Genomic DNA, 13,873 nt, shown 5'->3' on the forward strand with positions numbered 1-13,873 from the left:
GGATACAATTTGGACAACTTGATACGTTTTCTGTATTTCATGAAAGGATGACGACTGTGAGCCGCTCGCGAATCGCCGATCTCAGCCTGCTGCTGGTGGCGCTGATGTGGGGCTGTACCTTCCTGATCGTCCAGCACGCCGTCAGGGTACTGCCGCCGCTTGCCTTCAACAGTATCCGGTTCACAGGCGCCGCCTTGCTGCTGGCGCTGATTACGGCTGTCTTTTACCGCCATGAATGGAAGCAGCTGAGCTGGCGTATGGTTCTGCATGCCCTGCTGCTGGGCCTTTTTCTGTTCATGGGCTACGGTCTGCAGACGATGGGACTGCTGTACACAAGCACCTCCAATACCGGGTTCATCACGGGCCTGTCCGTTGTGATTGTCCCCTTCCTGTCGCTTGCGCTGCTGAAGCATTCTATCTCCCGCTACACTTGGCTTAGTGCAGCTATTGCCGTTGCAGGACTGTATCTGCTGACCTTCACCGGCTCGGCATTTTCGCTTGGGCTGGGCGACAGCCTGGTTCTGCTCTGCGCTGTCGCTTTTGCCCTGCAGATTGCCTATACCGGCGTGTATGCGCCGCGGTATCCGGCACTGCCGCTGGCAACGCTTCAGCTTGCTGTTGTCGGTCTGCTCAGCATCGTTGCCTCGCTGATCTTTGACGGCAGCGTCCCGCTGCTGCAGAGCCGGGAGCTGGTGAGGGAGCCCGATGTGCTCTGGGCGCTGCTGATCTCCATCGGGCCGACCAGCGCGTTTGCTTTCTGGATTCAGACGGCCTGCCAGAAATACACCACACCGTCCCGGGTGGCCATTATCTACGCGATGGAGCCGGTGTTCGCCGCTTTTACCGGACTTGTCTTTGGCGGTGAAAAGCTCGGTTTGTCCGCCGGGCTTGGCTGCCTGCTCATCCTTGCGGCGATGCTTACTGCCGAGCTCAGTCCTGCGCCTGACAAGGATGGGAGCTCAGAAGAGGATGCCGTTCCTTTAGCTTCATCAGACGGATAATTTCATTTATACTAGTACAATAACCTTTAGGAGAGAACCCGAATGTACAAACTGATTGCAATTGACATCGACGACACATTAATTAATGATGACAAGGAAGTTACCCCTGCCACCCAGACCGCGCTTGAGCAGGCTGTCGCTGCAGGTGTGGTAGTAACTCTGGCCACCGGACGCGCTTATGCTTCCGCTCAGGCTATTGCCCGCCAGACCGGCCTTAACGTGCCGATTATCACTTACCAGGGGGCCCTGGTCAAGAACCTGATGGACGAAAAAGTGCTCTACGAGCGTTATGTGCCGCAGGATGCTGTACGCAAGCTTTTCCAGTATTGTGTGGAGCACGATCTGCACCTGCAGACTTATATTGATGACAAGCTGTATGCGCGTGAAGAGAACCAGAAGCTGATTGAATATTCCCAGCTGAACCGGACTCAATACTTCATTGAACCGGACTGGGAGAACAAGCTCGTTCCGCAGAAGACTCCAAAAATGCTCATCATCGACGACCCGGCCTACCTGGACGAGCTGTCCCCGATCCTGCGGGAGCTGCTGGGCGATTCCGTCCACATTACCAAATCCAAACCGCACTTCCTCGAAATCATGCACAGTGAAGGCACCAAGGGCATCGCGCTTGAGTTCCTGGCCGGCCACTTCGGCTGCGAGCTGTCCGAAACGATCGCTGTCGGCGATTCCTGGAATGACCATGAGATGCTCGAAGCGGCCGGTCTTGGTGTGGCTATGGCCAATGCTATTCCTGCGCTCAAGGAAATTGCCGATTTCGTCACCCTCAGCAACAATGAAGACGGCGTGAAGTATGCGATCGACAAGTTTATTTTGAAGACAGTAGAATAGTTTTTTAAATTTATAGCAAAAGGGTGCGCTGCCGCCGGTTCTCCAATCAACCGGCGCAGCGCACCCTTTTTATTGCTTGCCATCCTCTTATAAGGCCGATCTGGTAATACGCAAATCCCGCGTAGTCTCGCAAGTCCGCTTCCGGCTAATATTCCGCTCCGCGCACCTTGGCATACACTTTGCTGTCATGCAGCTCTCCGTCAAAGCCGCGGGTGTTGAGCCGCAGCACTCCATCCAGCTTATAACCGGCACGTTCTGCTACGGCAGCGCTTTTGGCATTGCGTCCGCTGCAGCGGATTTCAATCCGGTTAGCCCCAAGCTCATGAATGGCGAAATCCGTGATCGCATTTACTGCCTCCGTCATGTACCCTTTTCCGGAGCAGGAGGTTCTGATCCAGTAGCCCATTTCAAACGCACGGACATCCCAGTCTATATGGTGAAGCCCGCTGCAGCCGACGAATGTTCCGTCAGCCTTGTTATAGATGTTCATATGCATGTTAGTGCGCTTCAAGTAATTGATCCGTGCTTCCCGTACGAAGATTTCACTTTCCTCTGGTGTCTGCGCCTTTTGGGCGAAGATCATCCACGGCTGCAGCTCATTCAGACTCTCCATGATTGCCTCGTTCATCTTCACTCCGTCGCCCCATTGCGCTGCCCGGATCAGCAGGCGCTCCGACTCTATACTTTCAGGAATATCAAGCAAAATGGGAATTACCGGCTCAGCCATATTATTAGCCCCTCCTATTTTCTAATTTAATCTCCTTCCCGGAATTATATTTGGAAAACCTTTTTCTGGAAGTGATAAATCTTATGTGCGTTCGGCGGCCTGCGGCCAAATCAAGGGCATTTATGCCCTTCATTTCGCTCATTCCGTCAGCGGCTAATTCAAAGGCATTTTTGCCCTTCAATTTACTCATTCGGCCATCCGCTCCCGAATCAAGGGCATTCCTCCCATTATTCCAACCGTTCAGCCCCCAGCCCGACTCACACCCGCTCCAGCGCAACCCTCATCCCGGTAACCGCCAATGTAACGCCCTCCGGCAAAATGTAGTCCTTGCGGATGTCAACGTCATGCGACATATGCGTATAGATGGTGCGGGCCGGCTGGACCACCTTCAGCAGCTCTGCCGCTTCCGTCATATCATACACGGAGCGTGTGGAGAGCTCAGCCGCTTCATAATAGAAGCTGGTGCCCAGCACCAGCAGGTCAGCTCCGTGCATCGGAGCGTACTCCTCCGGTCCGAGTGAGATGGAATCGGAGCAATAAACCCATGTATACTCAGCCTTCTCCAGCTTGTATGCGTAAGAGTAGCCGTTCTTGCCGTGATTCACCCGCCAGGTACTGATCTGCCAGCCGTCCAGTTCGATCCCCTCGTCACAGGCAATCATATCAATATGACCGCCCAGCCACGGGTACTGCCGCTGAATAATCGGGATTACCTCGGCCGGAGCATACAGCTCTCCTCTGTAGCCCATCCAGCGGCAGGCATCCGCCCATTCCGGCAGCCCGCCGATATGGTCAAAATGGGCATGGGTAATCAGCATTCTGCGCATGCTGCGCAGCCCCTGCTGCTCCATCTGCCGCCGCCAGTCCGGCCCGCAGTCAATCGCAAAAAAATCACTGCCGTTATCTATAAGCACGGATGAGCGCAGCCGGGCATTCAGCCCGCCTGTTCTCGCCTCCATGCAGGTCTCACAGCTGCAGTACACCCGGGGTACGCCCATTGCGTCGCCTGTCCCCAAAAACACCAACGTATCCATCTGCACTCGCTCCTCCAGTTCAAACAGCTAAGATTAGTAACCCTCATTATAGTACATATCGGAGTTCATCTCATCCATTCCTCCCCTCCGCCCCTTTTTCCGCATCAAAAAGGCCGCCCTCCAGCTCTGGAGGAACGGCCCCGCTTACCTTCATTGTTGTTTTCCCTTGCCGGCCGGAAGAGCCTCCGCTGAACCGCTAAATGCCCGCCAGCACCTGATACCAGATGCCGCGCTTGGAATACAGCGTCTCCCGGACTTCCGTCCAGCCGCCGAGATAATCGATGCCGAACAGCCCCGCCGGAACCGGATAACGGCTCTCATTGGCCGCATAGACCTGCTCGTTCACCGGACGGAAGCCATGCTCCGCGAATACCTCCTGCGCAGCAGGTGTCGACAGATAATCGACCAGCGCTTCGGCAGCTTCCCGTGTACCGCGCTCATCCACATATTTGTCCACGACTGCTGCCGGATTTTCAATCAGAATCGTATCCTTAGGGATAATGACTTCATACTTCACGCCTTTGGCGATCCGCGCCAGCAGCTCATTCTCATAGGTAACGATAACATCGCCTACGCCATATTCAAAAGCCGCCATCGAGGCCCGCCCGCTTTTATCCAGAGATTCCACGTTAGCATGTACCTGCTCCAGAAAAGCTTTTGCCGCCGCAGGGTCCTTCGTTCCCGTCTGCTCCTCGGACATCTTTAGGCCCGCTCCATAGATCGCGTTGATATCCCACTGTGCTCCGCCGGAGGTCTTAGGGTTGGGGTAGAGCACCTTCACACCCGGCTTCGCCAGATCGGTAAAGTCCTTAATTCCCTTCGGGTTGCCTTCACGTGTCCCCAGCGCCACCACCGAACGGGTAATCATGCCGTCAGCACCGTGCTCCTTCCAGGTATCCGCAACCAGTCCCGCTTTGACCAGCTTCTCAACATCACCCTCCAGCGCAAGCAGGGTCACATCCGCTTCAAAACCGCCGGCTATGGCTCTGGCCTGCGTTCCCGAAGCCTCATAGGATTCCTGAAAAACAATAGTCTGGCCAGTCTTGGCCTTCCAGTCCGCCGCGAACAGGGGCAGAATGTCGCCCATTGCATCTTTGACCACGCTGTACGCTCCGACCACCAGGGTCAAATCGCCCTGCTGGGGAGCCGCTTCACCTTCTGCCGTTTCCTTACCGTCTCCGCAGCCGGCCAGAGCCAGTGCGAGCAATGCCAGCATCAGGGCTGCCAGCCATCCGTGCAGTTGTCTGCTCCTTTTGTGAACCCTCATACCGGCACACATCCTTTACTTAGATAAACACAGGCATCGGATCTTCCTTCAGCCCGTTCTCCTGAATCCAGCTGCGCTCGTCATTGAACAGATAAGCACGGTGGACCAGCACGGAGATTTCCTGGCCCGGTGTAAGGGTCTCCTTTTCAAGCGAGCGGTACGTCACCAGCTTGTGCCCGTTTACTTCTACCTCTACCAGCCACTCGCTGCCGCGGAAGTGCAGATGCTTCACGATGCCCTGCTCTGTGGCTGAGGCCATTTTGAACTCGTGCAGATGTCCGACTTCGATATACTCGGGACGGATCAGCGCCTTGGTCGGCTTGCTGCCTCCGGCATTCTTGAAGCCCTTCAGCTCGCTGGTGCTCTCGATCAGTGTGGATTCACCGATAAAGGTGGCCACGAACGGTGTCTTGGGCTCTTTATAAATATCCCACGGGGTTCCCTTCTGCTCCAAACGTCCCTGATTGATGATCATAATCTCATCGGCCACTTCAATCGCCTCATCCTGGTCATGCGTGACGAAGATTGAGGTGATCCCGACCCGTTCAATCAGCTCGCGCAGCCACGAGCGCAGCTCCTGGCGTATCTTCGCGTCGATTGCGGCGAACGGCTCATCCAGCAGCAGCAGCTGCGGCTCAGGCGCAAGCGCCCGGGCAAAAGCGACACGCTGGCGCTGCCCGCCTGACAGCTGATGCGGATAACGCTTCTCGAATCCTTTGAGTCCGGTAAGCTCAACGAGCTCTGTAACCCGGTCACGGATCGTATTCTTGTTCGCTTTCTTGACCTTCAGCCCAAAAGCAATATTCTCATACACGGTCATGTGCTTGAAGAGCGCATAGTTCTGGAACACAAAGCCGATTTCGCGCTCCTGCGGCGGAAGATTGTTAACCGTTTTGCCGTGAAAAACAATTTCACCGCTATCCGGTGTCTCCAGTCCTGCCAGCATGCGCAGAATCGAGGTTTTGCCGCCGCCGCTCGGGCCGAGCAGGCCGATCAGATGACCTTTGGTAATACCGAAATTAACGTCCTTCACGGCGTGAAAATCTCCAAAATGCTTATTTAGTCCCCGAACCTCTACATGCATCTCTAATGCACACCCTTTCGTCTCTTACTCCATTCCATCAGCAGCAGCAGACCTGCGGAGAAAGCAGCCAGCACAAGAGCCACCCCGCCCGCAGCCGTTACATTAAAGTTCTCTACATCCTGGTAGACCAGCGTAGTTGCGGTCTGTGTTTTATTCATAATGTTACCCGATACAACGAGCACGGCGCCAAATTCCCCCAGAGAGCGGGCCACCGTCAGGATTACGCCATAAATGACCGCCCAGCGGATGGAAGGCCAGGTAACCTTCCAAAAGGTTGTCCAGCCGTATGCCCCGAGCGTCGAAGCGGCCTCCTCCTGCTGTGAACCGATCTCCTGCAGCACCGGCATTACCTCTCGCACCATCAGCGGGAAGGTCACGAACAGAGTCGCAATGACCATGCCGGGAAAAGCATAAACGATATTGACCCCGATCTGTTCAAATAGCGCCCCCAGCGCACTGTCCGGACCGAGCAGCAGGACAATCATCAGCCCGCCGATAACCGGCGATACGGCATACGGCAGATCGACAATGCTGTTCAGCAGACCCTTCAGCCGTTTGCCCAGCCAGTTCGCCCGCACCAGATACAGCGCCAGCATAATGCCGAACAGGGTATTCAGCAGTGTAACCACTACTACCACTAACCCGGTCATCATCAGCGCGTGCAGCGCCTCAGGTCTCGACAGCGAGGCCCAGAATCCGCTAAACCCGCCCTTGAACGCCTCCGTCGCCATTTTTCCCAGCGGGGCGGCAATCAGCAGGATAAATACGAGATAAGTCAGGATAATCCATAGTTTTCTCATGATCTTCTCCCCCGCATCTGCAGCAAATTAATCAGCCAGAGGATCAGGAAGGACAGGGTCAGCAGAATGACCGACACCGCCGCAGCACCTACGGGATTATCACTTTCCACTTCACCGAAAATAAAGACCGAGGACACCAGCGTCCGTCCTGGAATATTGCCGGCTACCAGCACGACTGCACCGAATTCAGCCAGCGCCCGCGAAAAGGCCAGCATACCGCCGCTGATCATTCCAGGAGCCATTGAGGGCAGAATCACCTGCCGGAATACCCGGCTGCTCCCCGCGCCCATCGTATAAGCGGCTTCTTCCTCGGATGGGTCAAGCTCCTCCAGCAGCGGCTGTACCGCCCGGATCACGAACGGGAACGTTACGAAGATCATCGCAATGACAATCGCCGGCTGATGGAACACAATCTCGAAGCCGAGCTTCTCCGCCAGTCCGCCGATCAGACTCCCTGGGCCCAGCAGCAGCAGAATCATCAGGCCTCCGACCGCCGTCGGCAAGGCAAAAGGCAGATCGACCAGGCTGTTCAGCAGCGCCTTACCGGGGAACCGGTAACGGATCAATACCCAGGCAATCATCGTACCCAGCAGAACATTAATGACAGTGGCGATAACCGCCAGCTTCAGTGTTAACAGGACCGATTTCCAGGCAATCGGGTCGCTTACACTTTCGATAAAGGTGCTGAAGCCCAGCGAAAAGGAATTGTAATATACGCCGAGTATCGGCAAAACAATCAGCACGACAAAATACAGCAGAATCGTTGTGCGGAATCCCCAGGTCCAGCCCTTGTGTCTAAGCAGCGAATTCAAATTAGAAGTCCCCCCACCTCCGGATATCCGGTCGGTATAGTAGCCATTACAGCCAGCATTATTCCTATTAATATACTTGGTATTATAATTATCACTACTTTACCAAAGCCGCTTGTGTCCGTCAATTACTTTCGTTCATTTTGGGGTAAACTATAGTATATTTTATTTATAGCACAGGGAGGGGATAGCATTATGTTACATACTATCGAGATTTCGACCAGCAAACGGGACGAATTACGTGATATTACCCGTGAAGTTATTTCCTATGTAAAAAAGAGCGGAGTGCAAAGCGGCATTGCTGTGGTCTACTGCCCGCATACCACTGCAGGAATCGCCATTAACGAAAATGCCGATCCGGATGTGAAGCACGACGTGCTGATGAGGCTGGACGAGGTGTATCCTTGGGAGCATCCGAAATACCGCCACGGGGAAGGTAATACTGCCTCCCATCTGAAATCGATAACAGCTGGTCCGTCCCAAAGCATCATCATTCATGAGGGCTCGCTGCTGCTGGGCCGCTGGCAGGGCATTTATTTCTGCGAGTTCGACGGGCCCAGACACCGCCAATATTATGTAAAAATTATTGAGGGATAGAAAATTCTGCGGAAACAATTAAAAATACGGCTCCGCCATTTAGGGCGGAGCCGCCTCTATATAATATATAGTTTCTATAACACTTTCACTATGCAAAGTTATACCAATGCACAGCTCTAAAGCGGTAAGCCCCAAAAAAGGATGACAGCCTACAAACTGCGGCTAAGTACCTTTATATGGGTAAGAGCCGCCTGTTTAACATCATCAAACGATACTTTATCCTGGATATAATAAGAAATAAATCCGTGCGCGGACAAAAACAATGTCAGCGGAACACTCTGCCAATCCTCGGAAACATAGCCTTCTTCCTTCATGTGCCGGCGTACAATGCCTGCGAATAACTCAAAACATCGGCCCTGTTCTGCCCGGCAATAAGCCAGAAGCTCTTCGTCACGGATCATGAACATGATCTCATACTGATGCGGATGATCCAGTCCAAAACGGATAAATTCCATTACCAGCTGTTCCACCCGGGTCATTCCTGGTTCAGGCGGATTATTCATTGCCTCACTGAGCAGACCTGCCACATGATTGAAGTCTTCAACCACAATCGCGTAGAACAGCTCCGCTTTTTCCTTGAAATGATAATAGAGCGAGCCATGGCTGTACCCCAGATGCTGTCCGATGCTGCGCATTGAAATTGCACGGTATCCTTTGGTGATGAACAGATGCCTGGCCGCCTCCAGAATTCTCTCTCTCGACAACTCCCGCTCCACTGCTCTTCTTGCCATAATCTATTCCCCTTCGCTGAAGTAAAGCCGCCGCCCTTCTGTAACCAGCGCTTGCCCCTGGGTAAGATCCGTTATCCATGCTACAAAAGCGTCACCTTCATCATTTCGCGGCAGACACAGCAGCGTCACTGTATCCGTAAAGGAAGTTTCACCTGTTTTGGTGCCTTTGGCACGCAGCTCATTCTCGACCTTGCCCAGCCACGTATAATCGATCTGTACGAAGACCTCACGCCTCAGCACCCTGGTTATGACTTCTCCAGCCTCAAGCGCCAGCACAGCGCCGTCAGCATAGGCCCGGATCAGTCCGCCTGCACCCAGCATAATGCCTCCGAAATAACGGGTAACGACGATTGCTACATTTTTAACTTGTTGGTTGCGGATTACTTCCAAAATCGGTTTCCCGGCCGTTCCACTCGGTTCCCCGTCATCTGACTGTCTTTGAATCTCATCTCTTTCGCCAATCATGTAAGCAGAGCAGTTATGCGTCGCATTGCGGTGCTGCTTCTTGATGTCCTCGATAAATTGCATAGCCTCTTCTTCATTGTCCACCGGCATGACATGGCCGATAAACCGCGACTTACGAATTACGACTTCCCGAGACCCGGGAGAACGCACCGTCCGATATTGTTCAAGCATCCTTAATCCAGTCCTTACCTGTATTTATTAACTTGATATAGTTTAGGAGCAGCCCCGGTATGGTTAACCTATGGACTGCTCCCAGTTACTACATTTGTATGAAAGATCTGCGGTGTGCTGTAGTTCTATTCAGTAAGTCTGGCTTCCAGCTCGGCTTTTTCTTTTTCGTAGCCCGGTTTGCCCAGCAGTGCGAACATGTTCTTCTTGTATGCTTCCACACCCGGCTGGTCGAACGGATTAACGCCCAGCAGATATCCGCTGATACCGCAGGCTTTTTCAAAGAAGTAAACCAGATAACCAAAAGTATATGGAGTTTGATCTGGAATGGTCACAACCAGGTTCGGCACTTGTCCGTCTGTGTGCGCCAGCAGCGTTCCCTGGAATGCCTTCTTGTTGACAAAATCAACCGTTTCACCGGCCAGGAAGTTCAATCCGTCAAGATCGTCAGCATCGCTTTCGAGCGTAATGTGATGACGAACCTGCTCAACCTGGATAACCGTTTCGAAGATGTTGCGGTTACCCTCCTGAATGAACTGTCCCATGGAGTGAAGATCTGTAGAGAAGTCAACAGAAGAAGGATAGATCCCCTTGTAGTCCTTGCCTTCACTTTCGCCGTACAGCTGTTTCCACCATTCGGAGACAAAGTGCAGGGAAGGCTCGTAGTTGACCAGGATTTCTGTCGTTTTGCCTTTGCGGTACAATGCGTTGCGCACTGCAGCATATTGATAGCTCTGGTTGGTAGCTACATCCGGATTGTTGAACTCATCGGCTGCGGCTGCGGCACCCTGCATCATTTCTTCAATGTCAATGCCTGCTACAGCAATCGGCAGAAGTCCTACAGGTGTCAGTACGGAATATCGTCCGCCTACATCATCAGGGATGATGAACGACTCGTAGCCTTCTTCAGTAGCCAGCTTCTTGAGTGCGCCCTTCTCCTTGTCTGTTGTAGCATAGATGCGTTTGCGTGCTTCTTCCTTGCCGTATTTCTTCTCCAGCGCTGCGCGGAAAATGCGGAACGCGATTGCCGGTTCAGTGGTTGTCCCGGATTTGGAGATCACGTTAACGGAGAAGTCCTTGCCTTCAACCAGGTCAAGCAGGTGCGTGATGTATGTAGAGCTGATGTTATTACCTGCGAAGTATACTTCCGGAGTCTTGCGCTGATCCTTAGGCAGATTATTGTAGAAGGAGTGAGTAAGTGCTTCAATCGCAGCACGCGCTCCCAGATACGAACCGCCGATACCGATAACGATCAGGACATCGGAATCATTCTGGATCTTCTTGGCTGCCTCTTGAATACGGGCGAACTCTTCCTTGTCATATGCGGTCGGGAGATCAATCCAGCCCAGGAAATCGGAGCCGGCCCCAGTCTTATTATGCAGTTGCTCATGGGCTAGTTTAATCGGAGCAGCAAAGTAGTCAATTTCATGCTGGTTAAAGAAGGACAGCGCTTTGCTGTAGTCAAAATTAATCTTCTTGGACATCGGTTATGGTAACCTCCTGTTTATCTCTTTGGATTTGACACCGTTTGTTACAACTTTATAATCTAGGATACTTTAATTTGCCTTGACTGGCAAGGTCTTAGGGCACAGCGCCGGCTTTTGGAATATGTTTTCGGGAATTACATGAAAGCGTTTGCTGATACAGCATGCTCTGCTAACACGGTGGAACAACCCCATATGCCGTGATAGAATGTAGAAAAAAAGTGAAGGCGGAGATGGAATGAAACAGATCGGCTTTATCGGACTCGGAACCATGGGGGCTCCCATGGCGGAAAATCTGCTCAAAGGCGGATATCAGGTTACGGTGTACAACCGTACTGCGGCAAAATGCAAGCCACTGGAGCAAGCAGGCGCTGCTGTTGCAGCTACCCCTCAAGCCGCAGCACAGGACAAGGATGTTATTATTACCATGATCAGCAATGACGATTCGATCCGTGAGGTTTTTTACGGAGAGAACGGCATTCTGGCCGTGCTCAAGCCGGGGGCGGTAATCATCGACTCCAGCACTATTTCTCCGGGACTGGTCAAAGAAGTCGCGGCAGCCGTGGAAGAACGCGGCGGCAGCTTCCTTGATGCCCCTGTAACCGGCAGTAAGCCTGCTGCGATCGAGGGTACGCTTGTATTCATGGTCGGCGGCGACGCCAGCGTTATTGAAGCACACCGTGACCTGTTTGATACGATGGGCCGCCTGCTGCTGCATATGGGTGAGAACGGCAGCGGCGCAGTGGCCAAGCTGGCCCACAATACCATGGTCGGCATTCATAACGTTGCCCTTGCCGAAGGCTTCTCCATCGCCGTGAAAAACGGCGTTCCGGCAGACAAGTTCCTGGAACTGGTCCAGAACGGCTCCGCAGGCAGCAAACAGGCTGAGCTGAAAGGCCGTAAAATTATTGAGAATGACTTCAGCAACCAGTTCTCACTGGCGCTTATGCTGAAGGATCTCAAGCTCGCATCGGCACTCAGCGATGCCACAGGTGTACCTGCACCCATGCTCGGACTGGCAAAGAGCATGTTCCAGGCCGGATACACACAAGGCTACGGTGACGAGGATCTGTCCGCAGTAGTCAAAACCTATGAGGACTGGATTGGCCGGAAGATCGGTTCAGACACGGCAAACCAGGAGTAACTTTGGTACAGTTCAATTAAAGAAGGTGTTCCACAGCCCGCATTGCGGCAGTTGGAACACCTTTTTTGTAGGGATAACTGGCTCCGGTAAATGGATTGCCTTACACTTCCGGGGCGCTCACTGGCTCCGCGGTGATTTGCCCTGAGCCTTCACCTTCAGTTGCCGCTCCCTGTCCTTCGTCCTCAACGGGCCACCGCAGCTCTGCCGTACGGCCGTCAATCCACCAGCTTCCTGCCGGGGTTAAAGCCTGCAGCCAGTTGCCCCATCGGCCGGTCACCTGAACTGTCTGAGGCTCCAGCATAATTACCTTAGGAGCATAGGTGTCCGGATATTTGTACGCCGGTACACTCTGATTCAGTACAGCTGCCGCTTCAATCTCCTCGACCATTGTCAGCTTTCCAGGGGAGGGGTGAATCCAGCCGGTGCCTTCACCTGCCTGCACCTGATACCAGTCCCCTTTTTTGGCGGTTACATGCAGCATTTGCGGCTGAATGCTGATACCGCCGGTCACCACCCCTATCTTTGGATACATCTCTGTTCCGGCTAATACACTCATGGACTGCTGAAGATACTGGACCTTTTGCTTGTTCAGCCATAAGGAATGAGACTGCAGCCCGGAGTAGAGACCAACTGCCCGGTTATCGTTCCAGACGCTAGCAAACTGGCTTAACGGAACATTGCTCTCCCCGGCATATTTGGCGATTTCAACTGTAAATCCGGGACGGCCAAACTCCTGGATGAACCAATCCTTGTATCCTCCACCCGAAGGATTCTTCTCCGGGGCCACCAGAGCATATCCGGTCATCCGGCTAAGTGCACGGGCCATTGCCTGATCGCGGGCTACATTAGCGCTAAGGGTATTAAAATGCCAAAAAATAATTTCACCTGAGCTATGATAGGAGATTGTTACCTCCGGATCAATACGGCGGGTGAAGTCCATCATCAGCTGGACTTCCGGTGCCTGGCCGGGTCTTTGCCCCTTATAATTCTGATACCACGGGAAGGCGCCCGCATTCTTAATAGTACTCCAGTTCGCCGGATACTGGCGGTTAAGATCGATTCCCTGCATATTCGCCTTCCAGCGGCTAAAGTTTGTACTGTTGCCGTTATAACGCTGCAGCGTCTTGGCCAGCTCTGCCGGCAGTCCTGCGGTGCCCTGCTGGGACAAGGTAACCCCATCGGGATTGACCATCGGAACGATCCAGATGCTTACCTCGTCCAGCAGCCGGCGGACATTGTAACCAGCGATAGTTGTATTATTCACGTAGGCCCCGGCATAAGTGTCGATCATTTTCATCAGCACCGTGCTTGTCATCCACTCTCTGGCGTGATGGGAACCGTTCAGAGACAGCACGGCTTCCCCTCTGCCCAGCTTTACAGCCCATAGCTGCCGTCCGTATGGACTTTGTCCCAGCGACTCCATAGATACCAGATCCGGATACGCTTTCACCAAACGTTCAATATCTCTTTGCATAATAGTGTAAGAATAGATCTGGTTGGGATTCACAACAGCCGCCGATGCAGATGCCTCTGCCGGTTTTATTGATAGTAACAGGACCAGCAGCATACAACTCCACAAGCCCAGCCAAACCTTATGTACCCGCCTGTACTTCCGCGAACCTTTCATCTTCATGCCTCCTACTAATCTATGTACTCTAGCAGCTAGTGGAAGTATAAGAGAATGTCCGTATATCGTCAATATTCAACATTTTT

At 53.1% G+C, this 13,873-nt stretch carries 15 protein-coding genes; 4 read left to right on the top strand and 11 right to left on the bottom strand.

Annotated features, from left to right (window positions below):
* Positions 1–56: 56 nt before the first annotated feature.
* The gene (locus AWJ19_RS06185; protein ID WP_068722175.1) at positions 57–1,001 is read left to right on the top strand and encodes a DMT family transporter; all 945 of its coding nucleotides are present in this window, start codon (positions 57–59) and stop codon (positions 999–1,001) included.
* 42 nt (positions 1,002–1,043) lie between these two features.
* A complete protein-coding gene (locus AWJ19_RS06190; protein ID WP_068722176.1) occupies positions 1,044–1,850 on the top strand; it encodes a Cof-type HAD-IIB family hydrolase in 807 nt (268 codons plus the stop codon).
* 145 nt (positions 1,851–1,995) lie between these two features.
* Here the strand turns inward: AWJ19_RS06190 and AWJ19_RS06195 are convergent, their stop codons facing one another.
* From AWJ19_RS06195 to cysT, 7 genes are all read right to left on the bottom strand, one after another.
* Positions 1,996–2,577 carry a GNAT family N-acetyltransferase gene (locus AWJ19_RS06195; protein ID WP_068722177.1) on the bottom strand — a complete coding sequence of 194 codons (582 nt, stop codon included), beginning with the start codon at positions 2,575–2,577 and terminating at the stop codon, positions 1,996–1,998.
* 4 nt (positions 2,578–2,581) lie between these two features.
* Positions 2,582–2,767, bottom strand: coding sequence for a hypothetical protein (locus AWJ19_RS06200; RefSeq protein WP_068722178.1), 186 nt, complete (start codon positions 2,765–2,767; stop codon positions 2,582–2,584).
* Between the two features lie 67 nt (positions 2,768–2,834).
* Positions 2,835–3,611, bottom strand: a complete 777-nt coding sequence (locus AWJ19_RS06205; protein ID WP_068722179.1) for an MBL fold metallo-hydrolase — start codon at positions 3,609–3,611, stop codon at positions 2,835–2,837.
* A gap of 196 nt (positions 3,612–3,807) precedes the next feature.
* A complete protein-coding gene (locus AWJ19_RS06210) occupies positions 3,808–4,878 on the bottom strand; it encodes a sulfate ABC transporter substrate-binding protein (RefSeq protein ID WP_068722180.1) in 1,071 nt (356 codons plus the stop codon).
* A gap of 19 nt (positions 4,879–4,897) precedes the next feature.
* Positions 4,898–5,962, bottom strand: a complete 1,065-nt coding sequence (cysA, locus tag AWJ19_RS06215; RefSeq protein WP_068722181.1) for a sulfate ABC transporter ATP-binding protein — start codon at positions 5,960–5,962, stop codon at positions 4,898–4,900.
* Between the two features lie 2 nt (positions 5,963–5,964).
* Positions 5,965–6,762 carry a sulfate ABC transporter permease subunit gene (locus AWJ19_RS06220; protein WP_068722182.1) on the bottom strand — a complete coding sequence of 266 codons (798 nt, stop codon included), beginning with the start codon at positions 6,760–6,762 and terminating at the stop codon, positions 5,965–5,967.
* Entirely contained in the window at positions 6,759–7,574 is an 816-nt protein-coding gene (gene cysT, locus AWJ19_RS06225) for a sulfate ABC transporter permease subunit CysT (RefSeq protein ID WP_068722183.1), read from the bottom strand. The genes AWJ19_RS06220 and cysT overlap by 4 nt, the downstream gene beginning before the upstream one ends.
* A gap of 192 nt (positions 7,575–7,766) precedes the next feature.
* On the opposite strand from cysT, the gene AWJ19_RS06230 reads away from it, so the two are divergent.
* Positions 7,767–8,168, top strand: coding sequence for a secondary thiamine-phosphate synthase enzyme YjbQ (locus AWJ19_RS06230; RefSeq protein ID WP_068722184.1), 402 nt, complete (start codon positions 7,767–7,769; stop codon positions 8,166–8,168).
* 149 nt (positions 8,169–8,317) lie between these two features.
* Here AWJ19_RS06230 and AWJ19_RS06235 read toward each other — a convergent pair whose 3' ends face one another.
* The 3 genes from AWJ19_RS06235 to AWJ19_RS06245 all read right to left on the bottom strand — a co-directional run bounded on the left by AWJ19_RS06235 (position 8,318) and on the right by AWJ19_RS06245 (position 11,016).
* A complete protein-coding gene (locus AWJ19_RS06235; RefSeq protein WP_068722185.1) occupies positions 8,318–8,899 on the bottom strand; it encodes a TetR/AcrR family transcriptional regulator in 582 nt (193 codons plus the stop codon).
* 3 nt (positions 8,900–8,902) lie between these two features.
* Positions 8,903–9,535 carry a YigZ family protein gene (locus AWJ19_RS06240; protein WP_042173638.1) on the bottom strand — a complete coding sequence of 211 codons (633 nt, stop codon included), beginning with the start codon at positions 9,533–9,535 and terminating at the stop codon, positions 8,903–8,905.
* A 125-nt stretch (positions 9,536–9,660) separates the two neighbouring features.
* On the bottom strand, positions 9,661–11,016 hold the full coding sequence (locus AWJ19_RS06245; protein ID WP_068722186.1) for a glucose-6-phosphate isomerase: 1,356 nt from the start codon (positions 11,014–11,016) through the stop codon (positions 9,661–9,663).
* A 238-nt stretch (positions 11,017–11,254) separates the two neighbouring features.
* Between AWJ19_RS06245 and AWJ19_RS06250 the strand changes: the two genes are divergently transcribed.
* Positions 11,255–12,160, top strand: a complete 906-nt coding sequence (locus AWJ19_RS06250; RefSeq protein WP_068722187.1) for an NAD(P)-dependent oxidoreductase — start codon at positions 11,255–11,257, stop codon at positions 12,158–12,160.
* Positions 12,161–12,260: 100 nt separating this feature from the next.
* On the opposite strand, the gene AWJ19_RS06255 is transcribed toward AWJ19_RS06250, so the two are convergent.
* The gene (locus AWJ19_RS06255; RefSeq protein ID WP_068722188.1) at positions 12,261–13,787 is read right to left on the bottom strand and encodes a M14 family metallocarboxypeptidase; all 1,527 of its coding nucleotides are present in this window, start codon (positions 13,785–13,787) and stop codon (positions 12,261–12,263) included.
* Positions 13,788–13,873: the final 86 nt, after the last annotated feature.

Origin of the sequence: Paenibacillus sp. DMB5, assembly GCF_001517085.1 — a bacterium.
Classification (GTDB): Bacteria; Bacillota; Bacilli; order Paenibacillales; family Paenibacillaceae; genus Paenibacillus_AQ.